We start from the raw sequence: 24,994 nt of genomic DNA, 5'->3' as shown, positions 1-24,994 counted from the left end.
ACTGGTTCGCCGATTTTGGAGACACAATGATCCCGTTGTCGTTCGCGCAGCGCCGGCTGTGGTTCGTGGACCGGTTCGAAGGCCCCTCGCCCACCTACAACGGCGCGTTCGCCCTGCGGCTGACCGGCGAGCTGGACGTGGACGCCCTCGCCGCGGCGCTCGACGACGTCGTCGGGCGGCACGAGGTCCTGCGCACCGTGATCGTCGAGGGCGACGACGGCGTGCCCCACCAGCGGGTCCTGCCCCCCGGGGAGCGGCCGTTCGTCCTGCCCGTCCTCCACGTCACCGGCGACGAGCGGGCGGCGGCCGTGGAGCAGGTGGCCACCGAGACCTTCGACCTGGCCGCCGACCCGCCCCTGCGCGCCCGCCTGCTGCGCAGCGCGCCGCACGACCACACCCTCGTCGTCGTCGCGCACCACATCGCCGTGGACGGCGAGTCCTTCGGGCCTCTGTTCGGCGACCTCACCACCGCCTACGCGGCCCGCAGACAGGGCCGGGCCCCGGCCTGGGAGCCGCTGCCGGTGCAGTACGCGGACTACACGCTGTGGCAACTCGACCTGCTGGGTGAGGAGTCCGACCCCGAGAGCCTCGCCGCGCGTCAACTGCACTACTGGCGCGAGACCCTGGCCGACCTGCCGCAGCCGCTCCCGCTGCCCACCGACCGCCCCCGCCCCCGGGTGATGAGCCCCGAGGGCGACCGCATCCCCTTCCGCCTCGATCCCGGCCTGCTGGAGAACGTGGAGAAGCTGGCCGCGGAGCTGGACACCACGGTGTCGATGGTCATGCACGGGGCCCTCGCGGTGCTTCTGCAGCACCTGGGCTGCGGCGACGACGTGTCCATCGGCGCGCCGATCACCGACCGCACCGACGAGGACCTGCGCGACCTGGTCGGGTTCTTCGTCAACACCTGGGTGCTGCGCGTCGACCTGTCGGGCGAGCCCACCTTCCGCGACCTGCTGCGCCGGGTGCGGGAACGGTCCCTGGCCGCCTACGACAACCAGGACATGCCCTTCGAGCGGCTGGTGGAGCTGCTCAACCCCGACCGCTCCACCGCCTACAACCCGTTCTTCCAGGTCATGCTCTCCTGGCAGCCGCCCGTGCCGCCGCTGCACCTGCCCGGCCTGGCCGTGCACGTCGAGCGGCTGGAGACCGGCACCGCCAAGTTCGACCTCTTCTTCGACCTGCTGCCCGACGGGGCGGGCGGGGCGGACTGCCGACTGGAGTACGCCACCGGCCTGTTCGACCGGGACACCGCCCGCGGCATCGCCGAGCGGTTCGTCCGCGTCCTGGACCGGCTCGTGGCCGGCCCCGACCGCGCCGTCGCCACCGTCGACGTCCTGGACACCGCCGAACGCGACCAGTGGCTCGCCCGGGCCGCCGGCGCCACCGCCCGCCTGCCCGAGGCGACGATCCCCGAGCTGTTCGAGCAGCAGGCCGCCGCCACCCCCGAGGCCCCGGCCCTGGTGTGCGACGGCCGGACCCTGACCTACCGCGAGCTGGACCGGCGGGCCGACGCCGTCGCCTGGGAGCTGATCGAGCGCGGAGCCGGCCCCGAGGACCTGGTGTTGCTGGCCCTGCCGCGCACCGAGGACCTCGTCGCCGGACTGCTCGGCATCCTCAAGTCCGGCGCCGGATACGTCCCGATGGACCCGCGGTACCTCGGCACACGGGCACGGACCGTGCTCGGCGAGGCCCGTCCCCGCTTCGCGGTCAGCGACACCGCCACCTGGCGCGACCTGCCGCAGACCGGCCTCACACCCGTCGACGTCGACGACCGGGCCGCCTGGCGGACACCCGCCCGGTCACCGCGCGACACCGACCGCACCGCGCCGCTGACCCCGGACAACCTGGCGTACGTGATGTACACCTCCGGCTCCACCGGCACCCCCAAGGGCGCGGCGATCACCCACCGCAACGTCGTCAACGGCCTGCGGGAACTGGTGCGCGTCCTGGACACCCCGCCCGGCTGGCGGATGCCGGCCGGCACCTCGGTCAACTTCGACGTGTCGGTGTTCGAGCTGCTCACCACCCTCACCACCGGCGGCACGGCCGAGCTCCTGCCCGACGCCCTCGCGCTCGGCGAACGCGACGGCATCGACGGCCACATCCTCAGCGGTGTGCCGTCGGTGCTCGGCGAGTTGGCCGGCCACCTCGACAAGGCGCCCGACGTGCGCACCGTCGTCCTCGCCGGCGACGTGCTGCCCGCCCGGCTGGTGAGGCAGCTCCGCGACGCCCTGCCCGGGGCGCGGATCGTCAACTCCTACGGCCAGAGCGAGACGTTCTACGCCACCACCTGCTCCCGGCCCCCCGGAGCGGAGTGGACGGACGGCGACGTCGCCCCCATCGGCACCCCGCTGGGCAACATGCGCGCCTACGTCCTCGGCCCGGGCCTGGCCCCCGTGCCGCAGGGCGTGGTGGGCGAGCTGTACGTGGCCGGGGCCTGCGTGGGCCGCGGCTACCAGGGCCGCCCGGGCCTGACCGCCGAACGCTATGTGCCCGCCCCCTTCGGCCCGGCCGGCGAACGGATGTACCGCACCGGTGACCTGGCCCGCTGGAACGCCCACGGCCGGCTGGAGTGCGTCGGGCGCGGCGACGGCCAGGTGAAGGTGCGCGGCTTCCGCATCGAGACGGCCGAGGTCGAGGCGGTCGTCACCGCACACCCCGGCATCAGCGAGGCCGTGGTGATCGGCCGTGAGCTGCCCGCGGGCGGCAGGCAGCTCGTGGCGTACGTGGTGCACACCGGCGAGGGGGCCGTCGGCGACGACGGATCCGGCGGCATCGGCGACGTCGACGTGCAGGCCGGCGCCTCCGCCGCCGAACTGCGCACATTCACCGCGGCCCGGCTGCCCGACTACATGGTGCCCTCGGCGTTCGTCGCCCTGGGCGCCCTGCCGCTGGGGCCCACCGGCAAACTCGACCGCTCGGCGCTGCCCGAGCCGGAGTTCCTCGGTGAGACCTACCGCGAGCCCCGCACCGAGGCCGAGAAGATCATCACCGCCGCCTACGCGGACGTCCTCGGCGTGGACCGGGTCGGCGCCGACGACGACTTCTTCGCCGTCGGCGGGGACAGCCTGCGCTCCCTCCAGGTGGTGGCCCGCGCCCGCGCCAAGGGCCTGGACCTGACCACCCGGGAGATCTTCGAGTACCGCACCGCCGCCCGGCTGGCCGAAGTGGCCGCCGACCGCCGCGACCGGACACCTGTGCTCGCCGAACTCGACGGAGGCGCCGTCGGCCCCGTGCCGCTCCCGCCGGTGGCCCGCGAGGTGTTCCGGCACGGCGGCGGCTCCGACCGCTTCGCCATGTCGATGATGCTGGACCTGCCCGACGGCATCGACGCCGACGGTCTCGCCGCGACCCTCGACGCCGTACTCGACCGGCACGACCTGCTGCGGGCCCGGCTGGTGCCCGGGGACGAGCCCCGCCTGGAGGTGGGGGAGCCCGGCACCGTCCGCGCCGCGGACCTGATCCGGCGGGTCGACTGCGCCGGAGGACTCGAGGGGCCGGCCGCACTCGAGGCGGCCCGCGCCGAACTGCACGCCGCCGTCGGGCGCCTGGCCCCCGAGACCGGCACCATGGCGGACTTCGTCTGGTTCGCCCCCGGAAGCGGCCGGGGCCGGCTCCTGATGGTGCTGCACCACCTGGTCGTGGACGGCGTCTCCTGGCGCATCCTCATGTCGGACCTCGCCGAGGCCTGGCAGCAGGTCCGCTCCGGCAGGGCGCCCGAACTGCCGGAGACCGGCACCTCGGCCCGGCGCTGGGCGTCGGCGCTGGAGGACGAGGCGTACTCCCCGCGGCGCGAGGCGGAACTGGCCCACTGGCAGGACGTGCTGGAGCAGTCCGACCCGCCGCTGGGCACCCGGCCCTTCGACCCGGCGTCGGACGTGTGGTCCACGGTCGACACCGTCCGGGTGGACCTGCCGGCCGACCTCACCGAGGCGGTGCTGACCACCCTGCCCACGGCGTTCCGCGGCACCGGCACCGACGTGCTGCTCGCCGCCCTCGCCCTGGCGGTGCACCGCTGGCGCGGCGCGGACACCTCGACCCTGGTCCGCCTGGAGGGCCACGGCCGTGAGGAGGACGCCGTTCCCGGCGCCGACCTCTCCCGCACCGTCGGCTGGTTCACCAGCATGTACCCCGCCCGCGTCGACGTGCGCGAGGTGGACCTCGCCGAGGTGCTGGCAGGCGGCGCCGCCGCCGGACAGGCCGTCAAGCTGGTCAAGGAGCAACTGCGCGCGGTCCCCGGCAAGGGCCTCGGCTACGGGCTGCTGCGCTGGCTGAACCAGGAGACCGGCGAGCAGCTCGCCGACCTGCCGGCCCCGCAGATCGGGTTCAACTACCTCGGCCGCATCTCCGACTCCGACGTGCCCGAGCACCTGCGCGCCGAGGGATGGGGACCGGCGTCCTGGTCGGCCGAACTGATCGCCCTGCCCGACCCCGACCTGCCGGCGCTGTCCACCCTGGAGGTCAACTCCGTCGCCACCGACACCCCCGACGGACCCCGGCTGCGGACGGCCTTCATGTTCCCCACCGGCGTCCTGTCCCGCGAGCGCACCACCCGGCTGGCCGAGCTGTGGACCGACGTGCTGCGGGGCATGGCCGCCTACGCCGCGCGCCCCGGCATCGGCGGGCTCACCCCCGCCGACGCGCCGCTGGTCCCGGTCCGGCAGCACGAGATCGAGGCGTGGGAGGAGCGCTACGGCCGGCTGACCGACATCTGGCCGCAGGCACCCGGGCAGTCCGGCATCCAGTTCCAGGCCGCCCTCGCCGAGGGGTCCTTCGACGTCTACCACATGCAGTTCGCGCTGCACCTGTCCGGGCACGTCGACCCCCTGCGCATGCGGGCCGCCGGGGAAGCCCTCCTGCGGCGGCACCCCAACCTGCGCGCCGCGTTCCTCACCACCGACGAGGGCGAACCGGTGCAGGTCGTGCCGGACCACGTCGACCTGCCCTGGCGGCACCTGGACCTGACCGGGACGAGCGAGGCCGAGCAGGAGGAGGCACTCGACCGGACCCTGGCCGAGGACCGGGCCGACCAGCTCGACCCGGCCCGCCCGCCACTGATCCGCCTGGCGCTGCTGACCTGCGGGCCGCAGCGGGCCAAGCTCGTCGTCACCGCACACCACACCCTGTTCGACGGCTGGTCCTCGCCCATGGTGATCACCGACCTGATCCGCCTGTACTCCGGCAGCCGGGAACTGACACCCGTCCGCAACTACGGCGACTACCTGGCCTGGCTCGCCACCCAGGACCAGACCGCCTCCCGGGAACGGTGGCAGGCCGAGCTGGACGGCTTCGACCAGCCCACCCTCGTCGCCCCCGACGCCGCCCTGAAGGGCACGGCGTCCGCCCTGGGCCGGGTCGAGGTGCCGCTGTCCGTCGACAAGGGACGCGACCTCGCCCGCCGCGCCGCCGGCCTGGGCGTCACCCTGAACACCCTGCTGCAGGGCGCGTGGGCGATCCTGCTGTCGCAGCTCACCGGCCGGCACGACGTGGTCTTCGGCGCCGCCGTCAACGGCCGCCCCGCCGACCTGGCCGGCTCCGACGAGATGGTGGGCCTGTTCATCAACACCCTGCCCACCCGCGTGGTCTGCGACCCGGCCCTGACCATGGGCGAGGTCATCACCGACCTTCAGGACCGCCAGACCGCGCTGCTCGACCACCACCACTACGGGCTGGCCGACATCCAGCGCAGCGTGGGACTGCCCGCCCTGTTCGACACACTGATCGTCTTCGAGAACTACCCGATCGACCGCGAGGGCATGGTCGAGGCCAACACCTCGGCAGGCTTCACCATCGACGGCATCCGCCCCTTCGCCGGCTCCCACTACCCGCTCACGCTCAACTCCTCCGACCCCTACCTGCGGCTGTCCCTGGACTACCAGAACAACCTCTACGACCGTGCGGCCGCCGAGGAGATCGCAGCCCGGCTCGTCCGGATCCTGGACCGACTCCTGGCCGACCCGGCCACCCGCCTCGGGGACCTCGACGTCCTGGGGGAGGCGGAGCGGCACTGGCTGCTGCACCAGGTGAACGACACCGCCGAACCGGCTCTCGAGGAGGGCGGCCTGGTCCAGGCCGTGCACCGGCAGGCCGAGGCCACCCCGCAGGCCCTCGCCGTCGCCGCCGAGGACACCAGCCTCACCTACGCCGAGCTCACCGAGCGCGCCGGCCGGCTGGCCCACTGGCTGATCGACCACGGCGTCGGACCCGAGTCGCTGGTGGCCGTGCGGCTGCCGCGCTCGGCGCAGCTCGTCGTGGCGCTGCTGGCGGTGCTCGAGGCAGGCGCCACCTACGTCCCGATCGACCCCGGGCACCCGCGTGCGCGCATCGAGCACATCCTGGAGGACGCCCGCCCCACCCTCGTCCTGGACGCCGACACCCTCGCCGAGGCCGACTGCTCGGGCCACCCGGCCACCGCGCCGGCGGTGACCGTCCACCCGGACGCCGCGGCCTACGTCATCTACACCTCGGGCTCGACGGGCCGGCCCAAGGGCGTGTCCGTCACCCACCGGGGGCTGGCCAACTTCCTGGCCACCATGCGGCGGCGCCTCCCGCTGACCGGCTCCGACCGGCTGCTCGCGGTGACGACCGTGTCCTTCGACATCGCCGGACTGGAGCTGTACCTGCCCCTGATCTCCGGGGCGGCGGTCGTCCTCGCCGGCAAGGACACCGTCTCCCACCCCTCGGCCCTGCGGGAGCTGATGCGCCGTCACCGGGTCACCGTCGTCCAGGCCACCCCGGCGTTCTGGCAGATCCTGCTGCTGGAGGAACCCGACGGCGCCACCGGCCTGCGCGTCCTCGTCGGAGGGGAGGCACTGCCGCCGCGACTCGCCCGGACCCTGGCCGCCCAGGCCGAGGAGGTGACCAACGTCTACGGCCCGACCGAGACGACGATCTGGTCCACCGCCGCGCCCGTCGAGGCGGACGCCCCGGCCCCCTCCATCGGCACCCCCCTCGGCAACACCCGGCTGTACGTGCTCGACGCCCACCTGCGGCCCGCCCCGCGCGGGGTGCAGGGCGAGCTGTACATCGCCGGCGACGGCGTGGCCCGCGGCTACCAGGGCCGCCCCGACCTCACCGCCGGACGGTTCGTGGCCTGCCCCTTCGGCGCACCGGGCGCACGGATGTACCGCACCGGCGACCTGGTGCGCTGGCGCGAGGACGGCCGGCTGGAGTACATCGGGCGCACCGACTTCCAGGTCAAGATCCGCGGCTTCCGCATCGAGCTGGGCGAGATCGAGCACGTCCTGGCCGACCACCCCGCCGTGGCCCAGGCGGTCGCCCTGGCCCGCGAGGACCGTCCCGGCGACCAGCGGCTGGTCGCCTACGTGGTGCCGGCCGGCAAGGCCGACCCGGCCGGGCTCGACCTCGCGCCCCTGGCGGAACTGCTGCGCCGGCGCCTGCCGGACTACATGGTGCCGTCGGCGATCGTGCCGCTCGCCGCGCTCCCGGTCAATCCGAGCGGAAAACTCGACCGCAACGCGCTGCCCGCCCCCGACCAGGGCCGGGCCGAGCCCGGCCGCGGCCCGCGCAACGCCACCGAGGAAGCCCTGTGCGCCCTGTTCGCCGACCTGCTCGGCAAGGAGGACATCGGCATCGACGACGACTTCTTCGGCCACGGCGGCCACTCCCTGCTGGCCACCCGGCTCAGCGGGCGCATCCGCAACCGGTTCGGCGTCGACTCCAAGGTCACGATGGTCTTCCGCAACCCGACGGTCGCCCAACTGGCCGAGCGCATCGAAGAACTGACCGCGGACGGCTCCCGGCCGCCCAAGAAGAACCGCCCCCAGCTGCGCCAGATGACCGTGCAGGAGAGTGCGCGCCGATGATTCCGCTGTCGTTCGCCCAACGCCGGCTGTGGTTCCTCCACCGTCTGCAAGGCCCGTCCGCGACCTACACCATCCCCTTCGTGCTGCGTCTGGAAGGGCCGCTGGACACGGCGGCCCTGGCCGCGGCCGTCACCGACGTCGTCACCCGCCACGAGACGCTGCGCACCCTCGTCGCGGAGAACGCCGACGGCACGCCCGAACAGCGGATCCTGCCCCCGCAGGAGGCGGCCGTCGACTTCCGGGTGGCCGATGTCACCGCATCGGCGCTGGACGCCGCGCTGAGCGAGGTGCTGGCGGAGGGCTTCGACCTGGAGAGGGAGCTGCCGCTGCGCACCACCGTCCTGCGGGTGTCCCCGCAGGAGCACGTCGTCGCGTTCGTGTTCCACCACATCGCCGTCGACGGCGCGTCCATGGCGCCGTTCCTGCACGGGCTGGTGTCGGCCTACACCGCCCGCCGGTCCGGCCGCGCCCCGCAGTGGGAGCCGCTGCCGGTGCAGTACAAGGACTACACGCTGTGGCAGCGCGAGGTGCTCGGCGACGAGACGGACCCGGAGTCGGTCGCCGCGACGCAGATCGACTACTGGCGCCGCGAACTCGACGGGGTGCCGCAACCCGTCCAGCTGCCCCTGGACCGGCCGCGCCCGACCCTGTCCGGCCACCGCGGCGGGCACGTCTCCTTCGCACTGGAACCCGAACTGCTGGACGGGCTGGGCCGTCTCGCCGCCGAGCGCGGCGCCACGCCGCCCATGGCCGCCCAGGCCGCACTGGCCGTGCTGCTGCACAAGCTGGGCGGCGGCACGGACCTCACCATCGGCAGCCCCATCGAAGGCCGCGCCGACGAACAACTCGACGACCTGATCGGGTTCTTCGTCAACACCTGGGTGCTGCGCGCCGACCTGTCGGGCAACCCCTCCTTCGGCGAACTGCTCGAACAGGTCCGGGACAAGGCCCTGGCCGCCTACGACCACCAGGACGTCCCCTTCGAGCGTCTGGTGGAACTGCTGGGCCCCGAACGGGCGACCTCCTACCAGCCGCTGTTCCAGATCATGCTGGCCTGGCAGTTCGTGTGGCCGCCCATCGAGATGCCCGGGCTGCGGGTCACGCCCGTGGCCGCGGACACCGGCACCGCCAAGTTCGACCTGTTCGTCAACGTCGTCCCGCAGGCGGACGGCGGCGCGTACGGGCGGCTGGAGTACGCGGCCGACCTGTTCGACCACGGCACGGCCGAGGCGATCGCGGACCGTTTCGTGCGCCTGCTGCGGCAGGTCGTCGCCGACCCCGCCACCCCGCTGGCCTCCGTGGACGTGCGCACCGGCGAGGAACGCGCACTGCTGGCCCGGGTCAACGACACGGCGGCCCCCCTGCCGGCCGGGACGGTGGTGGAGCTGGTGGCCGCCCAGGCCGCCCGCACCCCCGACGCGACCGCGGTGGTGTGCGGTGACACCTCGCTGACCTACCGCGCACTGCACCGGCGTGCGGACCGGCTCGCCGCGGTGCTGCGCGAGCACGGCGTCGGGCGCGGCGTGCTGGTCGCCGTGGCGCTGCCGCGCTGCGCCGACCTGGTGGTCGCGGTGCTGGCCGTGCTCCGGGCCGGCGGCGCCCACCTGCCGGTCGACCCCGCCCACCCGTCCGCACGGACCGGCCGGCTCCTGGACGCCGCCCGTCCGGCGCTGGTGCTCACCGGCGGCGACGCGGCGGCCACCGTGGCCGGCTGCGCGGCACCGGTGCTGCGCCTGGAGGAGGTGGACCTCGACACCCCCGGCCCGGGCGCGCCCCACGTGCGGCTCTCGGCCGACGACCTGGCCTACGTGATGTTCACCTCCGGCTCGACCGGCACGCCCAAGGGCGTCGCCGTGCCGCACGGCGCCGTCGTCAACGGCGTACGCGACCTGTCCCGCACCGTCGGCGTGGCGGCGGGCTCGCGGATGCTCGCCGCGACGTCGGTCGCCTTCGACGTGTCCGTGTTCGAGATCTTCACCGCCCTCACCACCGGCGCCACCGTCGAGGTCGTCCGCGACGTCCTCGAACTCGCCGAACGCGGCTCCTGGTCGGGCACCACCGTCAGCGCCGTGCCCACCGTGTTCGCCGCCCTGCTCGACCAGCTCCCCGCCGGCCCCGGCCGCGGCCTCGACGTGCGGACCGTCGTCCTGGCCGGCGAGGCCCTCACCGCCGACCTCGCCCGCGCCGTGCGCGACGCCCTGCCCGGCGTGCGCATCGTCAACGCCTACGGTCAGACCGAGAGCTTCTACGCCACCACCCACACCCTGCCCGAGCAGCCGGACGCCCCCGGCCCCGTCCCCGTCGGACGGCCCCTGGCCAACATGCGCGCCCACGTCCTCGGACCGGACCTCGCCCCGGTGCCGCCCGGCGTGACCGGCGAGCTGTACGTCGCCGGGCGGCTCGCCCGCGGCTACCACCGCGCCCCCCGTGCCACCGCCGAGCGGTTCGTCCCCTGCCCGTTCGGCGAGCCCGGCGCCCGCATGTACCGCACCGGCGACCTCGCACGGTGGGACGGCGAGGGGCGGCTCGTCTACGCGGGCCGCGCCGACGCCCAGACGAAGGTCAACGGCATCCGCGTCGAGCCGAGCGAGATCGAGACGGTCCTGACCCGGCACCCGGCGGTCGGCCACGCCGCGATCACCGTGCACCGCGACCCCGCCGGCACCGCCCGGCTCGTCGGCTACGTCGCCCCCGCCGGTCCCGGACCGGACGACGCGGCACCCGCCTCCCTGCCGGACGTGGCCGACCTGCGGCGGTTCGCCGCCGCGCGGCTGCCCGACTACATGGTGCCCGCCCTGCTCGTCGTGCTGGACCGGCTGCCGCTGACCGCCGGCGGCAAGGTGGACCGGGCGGCTCTGCCCGAACCGCGGTTCACCGGCGGCGAGTACCGCGCACCGCGCACCCCGGCCGAGCGGATCCTGGCCGAGGTGTACGCCGACGTGCTCGGCACCGAACGCGTCGGCGTCGACGACGACTTCTTCACCAGCGGCGGCGACAGCATCCGCTCCATCCAGGTCGTCGCACGGGCCAGGACCCGCGGCGTCGTGGTCAGCACGCGGGAGATCTTCGAGCACCGCACGGTCCTCCGCCTCGCGGAACTCGTCGAGGGCCGCCGGCAGGACGAGCCGGTGCGCCTGGCCGAGCTGCCCGGCGGCGGCACCGGCCGCTGCCCGCTGCCGCCGACCGCGGCGCACGTCCTCGAACTGGGCGGCGGCATCGGCCGGTTCTGCATGTCGGCGCTGCTGGTCCTGCCCGAGGGCATCGACCGCGCCGGGCTGACCGCCACCCTCCAGGCCGTGCTCGACCGCCACGACGTCCTCCGGTCCCGCCTGGAGCGCACCGGGCCGGGCCTGCACATGGCCCCGCCCGGCAGCGTCGACGCCGAACCCCTGCTGCGCGAGGTCCCCCACGAGGGCGCCGACGTGCAGGCCGAACTGGACGCGGCGGCCGGCCGGCTGGACCCCGACACGGGCGTCATGGCGCAGTTCGTGCGGTTCACCTCCGCCACCGAAGCGGACCGGCTGCTGATCGTGCTGCACCACCTCGTCGTCGACGGGGTGTCGTGGCGGATCCTGCTGCCGGACCTGGTGTCCGCCTGGCAGCGGGTCCGCGACGGCCTGCCCGAGCGGCAGGCCGTGCCGGGCACGTCACTGCGCCGCTGGGCGCACGCGCTGGCCGACGAGGCGGCCACCCCCGCACGGGAGGCCGAACTGCCCCTGTGGCAGGCCATATTGAGCGGGGAGGAGGCGCCGCTCGGCGCACGCGCACTCGACCCCGCCCGCGATGTCGCCGCCACCGTCGACACCGTCCGCGTCCGGATCCCCGCCGACGTCACCCGCACACTGCTCGACACGGTGCCCGCGCTCTTCCACGGCGGCGCCGACGACGGGCTGCTGGCCGCCCTGGCGCTGGCCCTGCTGCGCCGGCGCCGCACGCGCGGCGAGCCCGGCTCCACCGCGCTCGTCCGGCTGGAGGGGCACGGCCGGGAGGAGCAACTGGTGCCCGGCGCCGACCTGTCCGGCACGGTCGGCTGGTTCACCGCCATGTACCCGGTCCGCCTGGACCTGTCCGGCATCGACGTGGCGGACGCCTTCGCCGGCGGCCCCGCGGCCGGACGGGCCGTCAAGGCCGTCAAGGAGCAACTGCGCGCCCTGCCCGGCAACGGCCTCGGCTACGGCCTGCTGCGCCACCTGAACGCCGACACCGCCGCCGCCCTCGGCGGCATGCGCCCGCCCCAGATCGGCTTCAACTACCTCGGCAGGTCCTCCGCCGCGGACATCCCCGAGCACCTGCGCGGCCTGGGCTGGACCCCGGACACCACCCACGGGGAGCTGATCGCCGCACCGGACCCGGACATGCCGGTGCTGTCCGCGCTGGAGATCAACGCGGTCGCCACCGCCGGCCCCGAGGGCGACGAACTGCAGGCCTGGTTCGGCTTCCCGACCGGTGTGCTCTCCCGCGAGGAGGTCACCGAACTGGCCGGACACTGGGTCGAGGCCCTCACCGCGCTCGCCCGGCACACCGGCAGCCCCGGCGCCGGCGGGCTGACCCCCAGCGACGCGCCCCTGACCGAGGTGAGCCAGGAGGAGATCGACACCTGGGAGGCCCGCTTCGGCCCGCTGAGCCACGTGTGGCCGGTGACCCCGGCCCAGTCGGGGATGCTGTTCCACACCCTGCTCGCCGGACCGTCGTCGTTCGACGCCTACCACATGCAGATGGTCTTCCACCTCGGCGGCGCCGTCGACGCCGAGCGGATGCGCCGCGCCGGGCAGGCGCTGCTCGACCGGCACCCCAACCTGCGCGCCGCCTACGCCGACCGGGCCGACGGCGAGGTGGTGCAGGTGATCCCGCAGGAGGTGACCCTGCCCTGGCGGCACCTCGACCTGACCACCGCCGGGGAGAGCACACCCACCGAGGCGTTCGAACGGTTCCTCGCCGAGGACCGGGCCGCCCGCTTCGACCGGGACGCCCCACCGCTGTTCCGGCTGTCCCTCGCCGTCCTCGGCCCCGACCGCAGCGAACTGGTGATGACCGCCCACCACGTGCTGTTCGACGGTTGGTCCACGCCCCTGCTGATGCGGGACCTGCTGCTGCTCTACGCCCACAACGGCGACCGGGGCGCCCTGCCGGCCGCGCGCGGCTACGGCGACTTCCTGACCTGGCGCGCCCGCCAGGACCACCAGGAGTCGGCCCGGGCCTGGGCGGCCGAGCTGGAGGGCCTCGACGAGCCCACCCTGCTCTTCCCCGGCGCCCGCGACGCGCGCGACGCCGGACTCGGCCGCGTCGAGCTCGCGCTGCCGCCGGAGCTGGCCCACGGCATCGGCCGCAGCGCCGCGGCGCTGGGCGTCACCGTCAACACCCTGATCCAGGGCGCCTGGGCGCTGCTGCTCGGCCGTCTCACCGGCCGCCAGGACGTGGTCCTCGGCGCCACCGTGTCCGGACGCCCGCCCGCCGTGACAGACGTGGAGTCGATGGTGGGGTTGTTCATCAACACCCTGCCGGTCCGCGTCCGCCACGCCCCCGGCGACACCCTCGCCGACATCCTCACCCGGCTCCAGGACCGCCAGGCGGCCCTGCTGGAACACCACCACCACGGCCTCACCGAGATCCAGCAGGCGACCGGCCTGCAGTCGCTGTTCGACACACTGGTCGTCTTCGAGTCCTACCCGGTCGACCAGGAGGGCCTCGGCGCCGCGCTCGACGCCACCGCCGGGATCACCCTCACCGGCATGAGCGCCGACACCGGCACCCACTACCCGCTGACCCTCATGGCGCTGGTCGAACCGCACCTCCGGCTGTCCCTGCAGTACGCAGAGGGCGTCCTGGACCGCGCGACGGCGCAGACCTGCGCCACCCGCCTGGTCCGGGTCCTGGAGCAGCTCACCACCACCCCCGGCCTGCGCGCCGCCGAGCTGGAGATCCTCGACCCCGCCGAACGCCACCGGCTGCTCACCACGGTCAACGACACCGCCGCTCCCACCCCCGACACCACCGTCGACGCGCTCGTGCGGGCCCAGGCCGAACGCACCCCCGACGAGGTCGCCGTGGCCGCCGAGGGCGTGACGCTCACCTACCGGGAGATCGACACCCGCGCCGGCCGCCTGGCCGCCGAACTCGTCCGCCGGGGCGCGGGCCCGGAGTCCCTGGTGGCGGTGTCCCTGCCCCGGTCGGCGGACCTGGTGGTCGCCCTGCTCGCCGTGCTGAGGGCCGGCGGCGCGTACCTGCCGGCCGACCCCCGCTACCCGGGCGCCCGCCTGCGCGACATCCTCGGCCAGGCACGGCCCCACCTGGTCCTGACCGATACCGCGACGGCCGCGACCCTGCCGCCGCACCACACCCCCGACCTGCTCCTGGACACCCTCGACCTCACCCGGGGGCCCACCGGGCCGCTGCCGCGGGTCCACCCGCAGCAACTGGCCTACGTGATGTACACCTCCGGCTCCACCGGCACACCCAAGGGCGTCGCCATCACCCACGCCAACGTCGTCAACGGCGTGCTGCGCCTCGCCTCGCGTGTGGGACTCGGACCGGGCAAGCGGATGCTGGCCGGCACCTCGGTCGCCTTCGACGTCTCGGCGTTCGAGATCTTCACCACGCTCGCCACCGGCGGCGTCGTCGAACTGGTCCGCGACGTACTGGCGCTGGGGGAGCGCGCGGCCTGGAGCGGCGCCGTCGTCTCCACCGTGCCCTCCGCCTTCGCCGAACTCGTCGACCGGATCGCGGACCGCACCCGCGTGGAGACGCTCGTCTTCGCCGGCGAGGCCCTGCCGCTGGCGCTCGTCGAGCAGGTGCGCAAGGCCTTCCCCGGGGTGCGCGTGGTCAACGCCTACGGGCAGAGCGAGTCGTTCTACGCCACCACCTGCACCCTCACCGACGGCACCGGACCGGGCAACGCCCCCGTGGGCACGCCGCTGGGCAACATGCGCGCCTACGTCCTCGGGCCGCACCTCGGCCCGCTGCCGCAGGGCACCGTCGGCGAGTTGTACGTCGGCGGCAGCGTGGGCCGCGGCTACCACGACCGCGCCGCCCCCACCGCCGAACGCTTCGTCGCCGACCCCTACGGACCGCCCGGATCGCGCATGTACCGCACCGGCGACCTGGCCCGGTGGAACGCCGACGGCCTGCTGGAGTACGCCGGCCGCGCCGACACCCAGGTCAAGATCCGCGGCTTCCGGGTCGAGCCCGGCGAGGTCGAGGCGGCCTTCACCGCGCTCCCAAACGTCGCCCAGGCCGCCGTCGTGGCCCGGGGCACCGGCTCCGGCAAGCGGCTCGTCGCCTACGTCGTCCCCTCGGGACGGGCCACCACCGCACAGCGGCTGCGCGACGCCGTCTCCGAGCGGCTGCCGGACTTCATGGTGCCCTCCGCGCTGGTGCTGCTCGACCGGCTGCCGTCGATGCCCAACGGCAAACTGGACCGCACCGCGCTGCCCGAGCCCGAGTTCACCTCCGCCCCCTACCGCGAGCCCCGCACCCCGCGCGAGAAGGCCCTGGCCGAGCTGTTCGCCGAGGTGCTCGACGTGACCCGAGTGGGCCTGGACGACGGCTTCTTCGCGCTCGGCGGGCACTCGCTGCTCGCCACCCGCCTGATCAGCCGGGTCCGCGCGGAGCTGGGCATCGAGATACCCATCCGCCAGGTCTTCGACCAGCCGACGGTCGCCGCGCTCGCCGCGTGGTCGGAGGCATCGGCCGCTCCCCGTCGCCCCAGTATGCGCCAGATGTTCACCAAGGAGTGAAGCGATGATTCCGCTGTCCTTTGCCCAACGCCGCATGTGGCTGCTGCACAGACTCGAGCGGGGAGCGGCGACCTACAACATATCGGCGGCGTTCCGGCTGACCGGCATCCTGGACCAGGACGCCCTGGTCGCGGCGCTCCACGACGTGGTCGGGCGGCACGAGATCCTGCGCACCACCTACGGCACCGACGACACCGGTGAGCCGTACGCCCGGATCCACCCGACGGACGAGGCACCCCTGCGGGTGCCGGTGAGCGAGGTCACCGCCGCGGAACTGACCGCCCGGATCGAGGAAGCCGTCGCGCACCGCTTCGATCTGACGTCCGAACTGCCCTTCCGGGCCGCCCTGTTGCGCCGCTCGCCGACGGAACACGTCCTCGTCCTGGTCATCCACCACATCGCCTCCGACGGCAGCTCCAGCGCCCCGCTCATGCGGGACCTGGTGGCGGCCTACACCGCGCGCCGGGACGGCCGGGCCCCGGCCTGGGAGCCGCTGCCGCTCCAGTACAAGGACTACGCGCTGTGGCAGCGGGAGGTCCTCGGGGACGTGAGCGACCCGGGCAGTCTCGCTGCGGCGCAGATCGAGTACTGGCGCAAGGAACTGGCGGGTGTGCCGCAGCCCCTCGACCTGCCCCTGGACCGCCCGCGGCCCGCGGAGGCCGGCACGGACGGCGACACGGTCGCCATCGAGGCGCCGCGCGAGGTGGCGGCCGGGCTCCAGCGGCTCGCCGACGAGCGCGGGATGAGCCTGTCGATGGTCGTGCAGTCCGCGCTGGCGGTGCTGCTCGGCAAGCTCGGCGGCGGCGAGGACGTGACGATCGGCTCGCCCATCGCCGGACGCACCGACGAGGCGCTGACCGACATGATCGGATGCTTCGTCAACACCCAGGTCCTGCGCACCGACCTGTCCGGCAACCCGCGCTTCACCGACCTGCTGGCGCAGGTGCGCGACAAGGCGCTGAACGCCTACGAGCACCAGGACGTGCCGTTCGACGTGGTGGTCGAGACGATCAACCCCGAGCGCTCCGCCGCCTACCAGCCCCTGTTCCAGGTGATCTTCTCTTGGCAGAGCTACGACAAGCCCGACCTCGCCCTGCCCGGCCTGGAGATGCGCTTCGAGCAGGCCATCCCCGCGACCGCCATGGTCGACCTGACGTTCTTCCTCGCCGTCGACGCCGCGGGCGCGCTGCGCGGGGACCTGCAGTACGCCACCGAATTGTTCGACCGGAGCACCGCCGAGGAGATCTCCGCCCGGCTGGTGCGGGTGCTGCGGCAGTTCGCCGCCGACCCGGACCTGCGCGTCGGCGACGTCGACGTGCTCGACGCGGCCGAGCGCGAGCGGCTGCTGGTCGAGGTCCACGCCGACGGCGACCCGGTGGAAGAGGTCACCCTGGTCGAGCTGTTCGAGCGCCAGGCCGCACAGCGCCCCGGTGAGACGGCCGTCGTCTTCGAGGACACCGCCCTCACCTACGGGGAGCTGAACGCCCGCGCCAACCGGCTCGCCCGGCACCTGCTCGCCCGGGGCGTGGGCCCGGAGTCCCTGGTCGGGGTCTGCCTGGAGCGCTCCGCGCAGCTGGTCGTCGCGCTGCTGGCGGTGCTCAAGGCGGGCGGCGCCTACCTGCCGATCGACCCGGACTCCCCGGCCGACCGCATCGCCCACATCGTCGCGGACGCGGCCCCCGTCCTGCTGCTCACCACCGACGGCACCGACGCCGCACAGGACTTCGCCCACGACCTCCCCCTGGTCCACCTCGACGACGCCGGGGCCTTCGACGGCGAGTCCGCCGCCGACCTCGCCGACGCCGAGCGCCGCACCGCCCTGCGCCCCGCGCACCCGGCGTACGTCATCTACACCTCCGGCTCCACCGGCCGCCCCAAGGGTGTGCCGGTCCCGCACCGCAACGTCGTCGGGCTGTTCACCGCCACTCGCGACTTCGGCTTCGGCGCCGACGACGTGTGGACCCTGTTCCACTCCTACGCCTTCGACTTCTCGGTGTGGGAGCTGTGGGGGCCGCTGCTGCACGGCGGACGCCTGGTCGTGGTGCCCTACGACGTCTCCCGCTCCCCGGCCGAGTTCCTGGACCTCCTCGCCCGCGAGCGGGTCACGGTCCTCAACCAGACTCCCTCGGCCTTCCACCAGCTCGCCCAGGCCGACGCCGACACCCCCGGCCGGGACCTGGCGCTGCGCTACGTGGTGTTCGGCGGCGAGGCCCTGGACGTCGGCCGCCTCACCGACTGGTACACGCGCCACGCCTCCGACGCGCCGGTGCTGGTCAACATGTACGGCATCACCGAGACCACCGTGCACGTCACCCGCTTCGACCTGGACGAGCACTGCGCCGCGCGCCACGGGGCGGGCGTGATCGGCCCGGCCGTGCCGGGCCTGCGCGCGTACGTGCTGGACGCCCACCTGCGCCCGGTGCCCGCCGGCGTGACCGGCGAACTGTACGTGGCCGGCTACGGACTGGCCCGCGGGTACCACGGCCGGCCGGGCCTGACCGCCGGACGGTTCGTGGCCTGCCCCTTCGGCGAGCCGGGGGAGCGGATGTACCGCAGCGGCGACCTGGTGCGCCGGGGCCGCGACGGCCACGTGCGCTACGTCGGCCGGGCCGACTCCCAGGTGAAGATCCGCGGCTTCCGCATCGAGCCGGGCGAGATCGAGCACGCGCTGGCCGCCCACCCGGACGTGGCGCAGGCGGTGGTCGTGGTCCGCGAACTCCCCGACGGCGACAAGCGCCTGGTCGGCTATGCCGTGCCCGAGTCCGGGGCCGCCGTGACCGGCGAGGAGCTGACGCGGTACCTGCGCACCCGCCTGCCCGACTACATGGTGCCCTCCACGGTGATCCCGCTGGCGGACGTCCCGCTGACCTCCAACGGCAAGCTCGACAAGCGGGCCCTGCCCACCGAGGACACGTCGGTGACCGCCGCCGGACGGCCACCGCGCAACGCCTACGAGCGCGCGCTGTGCGACCTGTTCGCCGAACTGCTCGGCCTCGACCGGGTCGGCGTCGACGACGGCTTCTTCGCCCTGGGCGGGCACTCGCTGCTGGCCACCCGGCTCAGCGTCCGCATCCGCGACCGGTTCGACATCGACATCCCCATCCGGACGATCATCCGCTACCCCACGGTGGCCGAACTGGCCGCGCTGATGCTGGCCGGCGGCATCCCCGACGACGGCGCCGACTCCTTCGCGGTGGTCCTGCCGCTGAACGACGACCCCGGCACGGGCAAGAAGCCGGTGTGGTTCTTCCACGGGGGCGGCGGCCTGGGCTGGGCGTACTACAGCTTCGTGCTGCACCTTCAGGACCGGCCCGCCTACGCGCTGCAGTCCCGCGGGAGCGACGGCGTGGAGGAGCCGGCCGGCTCCGTGCAGGAGATGGTCGAGGACTACGTCGCCCGGATCCTCGAGATCCAGCCGGAGGGCCCGTTCAACCTGATCGGCTGGTCCTACGGCGGCTCCGTCGTCCAGGCCGTGGCCGACGCCCTGGACCGGCGCGGCCATCAGGTCGCCCTGGTGGCCGTCCTGGACGCCCAGCCGGGCGGGCACGGCTTCGAGCAGGTGCACGCCGGCAAGGACTCCGAGGATTTCCGGGCGGAGCTGGAGGACGACTTCAGCCAGTACATCCGCACGGGCAACCGCCGGCAGCTGCTGGACACCATGTCGAGGATCCTGGCCAACAACACGGCCCTGATGATGGACTTCGAGTCGCCCGTCTACCGCGGCGACGTGGTGTATTTCAACGCCACCCTCGAGGACACCTCGTACGCGCACCTGTGGCGCCCCCACGTGCAGGGCACCTTGGAGGTGCACGACGTGGCGGTCACCCACCACGAGATGCACATGCCCGGACCCGTGGCGGAGATGTTCGAGGTCCTGCACCCCAAGCTGGCGTAGCGACGGGCCGCCTACACCCCCCTTCAATGAGCGAACACAAGAGTGACGGGAGTTGGTCGGAGTGAGGGAACCCGGAGTGTCCGCGGGCCACGGGGACGGGACCGCGCTGCTGTGCGTGCCGTTCGCGGGCGCGGGGCCGTCGTTCTTCCACCCGTGGCAGGCCCTGGCGGCCGGCCGCTGGCGGGTCACCTCGGTGGAACTGCCGGGACGGGAGCGGCGGTTGCTGGAGACGCCGTACCGCAACGTCGTCGAGGCGGCCCGCGGCGAGATCGACGGTGTGGTCGCCGACCTGGGCGAGGGGACACCGGCCGTGCTGTTCGGGCACAGTCTGGGCGCGGTGCTCGCCTACGAGCTGGCCCACCTGCTGACCGCACGTGGTGTGCCCGTCGAGCGGCTGGTCGTCAGCGGCTCGCCGGACCCGTGGACGCAGCGCGAACGGCGCGCGGCCGGACTGCGGGGCGACGAGTTCCTCGCCCGCGTCGAGGAGTTCGCGGGCTTCCGCCACGAGGCCCTGGACCACCCCGAGATGCGGGAACTGATCCTGCCCACGCTCCAGGCCGACTGCGAGATGCACGAGGCGTACGTGCCCGGCAGCGACGAGCCGCTGTCCGTGCCGATCACCGCGCTGCGCGGTGACCACGACGGCCTGGTCTCCGCACAGGAGGCCCGCCGGTGGCAGGCGGCCACCACGGCCGCCTTCACCTACGCGGAGCTGCCGGGAGACCACATGTACCTGGTCGACCTGGGCCCGCAGGTCCTGGACGTGATCGAGGCGCAGTGTGCGGCCGAGCGCCGTGTCAGCGCCCCGGCGGGCCCCTGACCGGACGCACGGAGCCCCCGGCGACATCAGGACATGTCGCCGGGCGGGCCGGATCCCCGTTCGGCCTGCTGCTTCACGCGCGGCGACCCCGCGCGCGCGGCCGTCGCACGGAGAGCTGTGGGGCCAGAATGGCTCGGTATGGCATCACGGGTGTGCCATGGTGGAGTCACCGGCTCCGGCCGGTGACCCTGCCGTGCTGCGAGAGGAAACCCGATGAGCCAGACGGTTCCCGTTCCCGACGGCCTGCCCATGGAGCGGGACGCGGGTCCCTTCGACCCGCCCCGCGCCCTCACCCGGCTGCGCGCGGCCCGGCCGGTCAGCCCGCTGCGCTTCCCCGACGGCCACGAGGGCTGGCTGGTCACCGGCTACGACGAGGCCCGCCGGCTCCTGGCCGACAACCGGTTCAGCTCCCGCCAGGACCTCGGCGTGCTGCACGTGCCCTACGAGGTCCCCGGCATGCCCGTGCCCACCGAACCCTCCCCGCAGATCCCGGGCATGTTCATCGCCATGGACCCGCCGGACCACACCCGGCTGCGGCGCAGGCTCACCGGTGCCTTCACCGCCCGGCGGATGAAGGAGCTGCGAGAGCACATCACCGACATCGCCGAGCGGCAGCTGGAGACCCTGGCGCGACGGACCCCGCCGGTCGACCTGGTCGAGCAGTTCGCGCTGCCGGTGCCCTCGCTGGTCATCTGCGAACTGCTCGGCGTCCCCTACGCGGACCGGGCCACCTTCCAGAGCAACACCGCCGCGTTCCTCGTCCGCGACCAGGAGCTCGACGCGAAGATGGCCGCGTACGGCGCCCTGACCGGGTACCTCGCCGACCTGGTCGTGCGCAAGCGCGCCGACCCCGGCGACGACATCCTGTCCGACCTGGCCCGCCAGGACGACCTCACCGTCGAGGAACTGACCGGCTGCGCCTTCCTGTTGCTGCTCGCCGGCCACGAGACCACCGTCAACCAGCTCGCGCTGGGCACCTTCGCGCTGCTGGAGCACCCGGACCAGGCCGCCGCCCTGCGCGCGGAGCCGGACTTGATGCCCGACGCCGTCGAGGAACTCATGCGCTACCTGTCCGTCGCCGACATCTTCTACCGCTACGCCACCGAGGACATCGAGCTCGGCGGTGAGACCGTCGGCGCCGGAGCCACCGTCGTGGTCTCCCTGCTGGCCGCCAATCGCGACCCCCGCCGCTTCGAGAACCCCGACACCCTCGACGTGCGCCGCAAGGCCCGCGGGCACCTGGCCTTCGGCCACGGCGTCCACCAGTGCCTGGGCCGGCAACTGGGCCGCATCGAGATGCACGCCGGCTTCGCCGGACTGCTGCGCCGCTTCCCGACGCTGCAACTCGCCGTCCCGGCACGGGAGGTGCCGCTGAGGACCGACATGAACATCTACGGAGTCCACGCCCTGCCGGTCACCTGGACCCGGACCGCGCCCTGAGCGGCCCGGCCCGGCCGCGGTCAGGGCCGGGCGCGGTGCACGTCGATGGTGCCGTGGCGGGAGCGCGCGCGGATCGTGACCGTGTCCTCGCAGCCGTCCGGCGCCCCGGAGGCGGTGAGGGTGTTGCGCACCTGCCCGGAGCCGGAGCGCGCGTCGAGCCAGGCCGCCGTGCCCGCCCGGACGCCCACCTCGATGGCGCCGGTGCCCGTCTCCAGCCGGACGGTGCCGCGCGCCACCTCGCCCAGGCGGACGGTGCCGTGCGCGGTGGTCGCGGTCACCGAGTCCTCGGCGCGGGCGATGTCGATGTCGCCGTGTGCGCCGCTGACGCGCAGCTCGCCGGTGGCGGCACCGACGGTGGTCGTGCCGTGGGCGTTCTTCACGACGGCGGGACCGTCCAGCAGCCCCGCGCGCACACTGCCCGAGCTGGTGCTGATCCCGGCCGCCCCTTCGACACGTTCGACGGTGACCGAGCCGTGGGAGGCCGTGACGGTCAGCGCGCCGGTGGCGTCCAGACGGACGTCGCCGGAGGAGGTCCTCACCTTCACCTCGCCGAGCCGGCCCTCGCCGAACACCTGGGTCCAGGCGCCGGTCAGGTCGATGTGCGAACCCACCGGCAGTGCGACGGTCACGTCCACGGTGCCGGTACGGCCGAACAGGCCGGACTTGGGAGTGCGGACCGTCAGCAGGCCGTCCACCAGGACGACTTCCGTCTGGGCGGCCGTGCGGACGTCCAGGTCCTTCTCCGGATCACGGGGCCGCACCTCGACGACCGTGTCGGCGCGCAGCCCCGCGGCGAACTGGATCGACCCGGCCTCCACGCGCGCGGTGACGGAGATCGCCTCGAGGGTGTCGAAGGTGGGCATGGCCGTCCCGTCTGGTGGGGGTGGGTGACGTGGCGGGCTGCGGACGCGCTCAGCGCACCCAGCCCGTGAAGCTCTGCCCGACGGTGCGTGACCGGTCCGCCGTGCGCGGCCGCACGCCACCGTCCACCGCGGCCGACACGGCACGCACAAGCCAGGCGTTGACCGACAGGCCCTCGCGGGACGCCGCCTCCTCGGCGCGGGCCTTGAGGTGGGCGGGCAGGCGGAGGTTGATACGGGCGGTGCCTCCCTCGTCGCCCACAGGCGGAACGGCCGGCGACGCGGCCGGATCCGCGGGCACGTCCGCGGGCGGCGGAGTCACCACGAAGTCCGGATCGAGTCCGCGCAGCCGCACGTCCACGGAGCCGGGGGCGAGTTCGCGGGTCACCTCGTCCATCGCGGCGGACAGCACGCCGAGCATGGCCAGCCGGGCTGCCGACTCCAGGGGCGCGGCGAGCCGCATGGCCAGCTCCCGGGCCTCCTCCCCGCCGGCCTCGGCGGCCACCGCGAGCTCACGGCGGAGGGTGTCGACGTACGGCGAGAGGTCCATGACGTCATGGTGGCACCGCCGTGGTGCCAGGTGCAAGCGCGTGAGCTGCGACGAGGCCCCACAGGGCGCCTTCCGAGTCATGTGGGTGACGTACGCCGGAAGTACTCCGCAGGTACGCCATGCGTACGCTGTTCAGCCGCGCAGGGACGGGCCGAACCAGGTGGCCAGAGCCGTACGCAGCGCGGACGGGTCCGGTTCGCGATCGGGACCCGCTGCCCAGGCGACGTGGCCGTCGGGGCGTATCAGGAGGGCGTCCGGCGCGTCGATCTCCCCGATGCCCGGGACGGTCCAGTGCGTCTCCTCGCTGCGCGCCTCCACCAGGTCCACGCGGTCGGCCCACCCCTTGACGACCGCCGCCACCTCGGTGCTGCCGCGCAGGTCGAGCAGGACGGGCCGGGCGGCGTGCAGCAGCCCGTGGACGCGGGACGGCCCGTCGCCGGCGGCGAGGTCGGCGTCCGGGACCCGGCGGCCCTCCAGCGGGTGGTCACCGCCGGCCGGGTAGCGGATGTCGAGCGCGTTGAGCAGGTGACGCAGATGCCGGTTGACGTCGTCGAAGACCATGAGCGCGCCGAACACCTCCCGCAGCGCGTCCGTCTGGGCGCCGGGACGCACCAGCGCCGACTGGGCACGGGTGTTGTGCAGCACGCGTTCGCCGACCGGGTGGCGCTCGGCGTGGTAGCTGTCCAGCAGGCTCTCCGGCGCCTGGCCGCGCAACACCGCCCCCAGTTTCCAGCCGAGGTTCACCGCGTCCTGCACGCCCGTGTTCAGCCCCTGGCCGCCGGCGGGGAAGTGGATGTGCGCCGCGTCGCCCGCGAGCAGCACCCGGCCCGAGCGGTAGCGGGCCGCCTGCCGGGCGGCGTCGGTGAAACGGGAGACCCAACGGGGGTTGCGCATACCGAAGTCGGTGCCCGCCACCCTGATCAGCGACTGCCGCAACTGCTCGAACGTCACCGGCTCGTCGCGGCCGGGCCCGCGGTCGTACTCGGAGGTGATCACCCGGTACCAGCCGGGCTCGAAGGCGATCGCCGAGTAGTCGCCGGCCGGCCGGCGCCGCACCCACACGTAGTCCTCGGGCAGCTCGGGGAGTTCGACGTCGCCGATCAGCGCGGTCATCGTCGGCTCGGTGCCGGGGAAGTCGATACCGGCCAGCTTGCGTACGGTGCTGCGCCCGCCGTCGCACCCCACCAGGTAGCGGGCGCGCACGGTGGTGCCGGGCGCGTCCTGGCCGCCCAGGCGGACCGTCACACCGCCGTCGTCCTGGCGCACGCCGGAGACCGGGGAGGACCAGCGCATGCGCACACCCAGCTCGCCCGCCCACTCCTCCAGCAGCCGTTCGACGGCGGACTGGAGGATCATCAGTGGATACGGGTGGCGGGACTCGGACTCGTCGAAGTCCACGTAGAGCCCCGAGAAGTGGCCCACCGGCTGCAGTGCGCCCTCGGCCAGGAAGCGGTCCAGCACGCCGCGTTGGTCGAGCACCTCCAAGGTGCGCGAGTGGATGCCGCCGGCACGCGACTCACCCGTGCGCTGCGCGAGCTGCTCGGCCACCACCACGTCAGCCCCTGCCAGGCGCAGTTCACAGGCGAGCATCAGGCCGGTCGGCCCCGCGCCCGCGATGACCACGTCCGCGTCCATGCCGGTGTTCTCCACGTCGTCCGCCCCCTTTTCGCGTTGTCCGCGGGCAGGCTTCCGCCCGCGGTTTCCGTCGCCGGTCCGTCGCTTTTCCCTGCGTGTCCCTTGCTGTCCCGCTTCTTTCCCGCTGCTGTCCCGCTGCTTTTCCACCGCGTGTCCAGCGGGTTTCCGGTACGCCGCGAGGTGCCTCGGCACTTTCCGTCCGTCCGGTCCCGCCGGCGGGACATTTCTCTGG

General features: G+C 74.1%; 8 protein-coding genes. 5 read left to right on the top strand and 3 right to left on the bottom strand.

The features are described 5' to 3' along the window. Positions 1-26: 26 nt before the first annotated feature. The 5 genes from ACH4C6_RS05220 to ACH4C6_RS05200 all read left to right on the top strand — a co-directional run bounded on the left by ACH4C6_RS05220 (position 27) and on the right by ACH4C6_RS05200 (position 21,717). Positions 27-7,829: an amino acid adenylation domain-containing protein gene (locus tag ACH4C6_RS05220; protein ID WP_398107151.1), complete on the top strand. Its 7,803-nt coding sequence runs from the start codon at positions 27-29 to the stop codon at positions 7,827-7,829. After that, positions 7,826-15,562, top strand: coding sequence for an amino acid adenylation domain-containing protein (locus ACH4C6_RS05215; RefSeq protein WP_398107150.1), 7,737 nt, complete (start codon positions 7,826-7,828; stop codon positions 15,560-15,562). The genes ACH4C6_RS05220 and ACH4C6_RS05215 overlap by 4 nt, the downstream gene beginning before the upstream one ends. Before the next feature lie 4 nt (positions 15,563-15,566). Then, positions 15,567-19,457: an amino acid adenylation domain-containing protein gene (locus ACH4C6_RS05210; protein WP_398107149.1), complete on the top strand. Its 3,891-nt coding sequence runs from the start codon at positions 15,567-15,569 to the stop codon at positions 19,455-19,457. 76 nt (positions 19,458-19,533) lie between these two features. Beyond that, positions 19,534-20,277 carry a thioesterase II family protein gene (locus tag ACH4C6_RS05205; RefSeq protein ID WP_398107148.1) on the top strand — a complete coding sequence of 248 codons (744 nt, stop codon included), beginning with the start codon at positions 19,534-19,536 and terminating at the stop codon, positions 20,275-20,277. Between the two features lie 213 nt (positions 20,278-20,490). Further along, complete coding sequence (locus tag ACH4C6_RS05200; RefSeq protein ID WP_398107147.1) at positions 20,491-21,717, top strand: cytochrome P450; 1,227 nt, start codon at positions 20,491-20,493, stop codon at positions 21,715-21,717. Positions 21,718-21,737: 20 nt separating this feature from the next. Here ACH4C6_RS05200 and ACH4C6_RS05195 read toward each other — a convergent pair whose 3' ends face one another. The 3 genes from ACH4C6_RS05195 to ACH4C6_RS05185 all read right to left on the bottom strand — a co-directional run bounded on the left by ACH4C6_RS05195 (position 21,738) and on the right by ACH4C6_RS05185 (position 24,762). Further along, positions 21,738-22,580, bottom strand: coding sequence for a DUF4097 family beta strand repeat-containing protein (locus ACH4C6_RS05195; protein ID WP_398107146.1), 843 nt, complete (start codon positions 22,578-22,580; stop codon positions 21,738-21,740). A gap of 49 nt (positions 22,581-22,629) precedes the next feature. Further along, entirely contained in the window at positions 22,630-23,127 is a 498-nt protein-coding gene (locus ACH4C6_RS05190; protein WP_398107145.1) for a toxin-antitoxin system HicB family antitoxin, read from the bottom strand. 132 nt (positions 23,128-23,259) lie between these two features. Then, a complete protein-coding gene (locus ACH4C6_RS05185) occupies positions 23,260-24,762 on the bottom strand; it encodes an FAD-dependent monooxygenase (RefSeq protein ID WP_398107912.1) in 1,503 nt (500 codons plus the stop codon). Positions 24,763-24,994: the final 232 nt, after the last annotated feature.

It is taken from the genome of Streptomyces sp. NPDC017943 (genome assembly GCF_044328425.1).
Lineage (GTDB): Bacteria > Actinomycetota > Actinomycetes > Streptomycetales > Streptomycetaceae > Streptomyces > Streptomyces djakartensis_A.
Note: the sequence above shows the minus strand (reverse complement) of the source record. Positions and strands in the feature narration are given on the sequence as shown.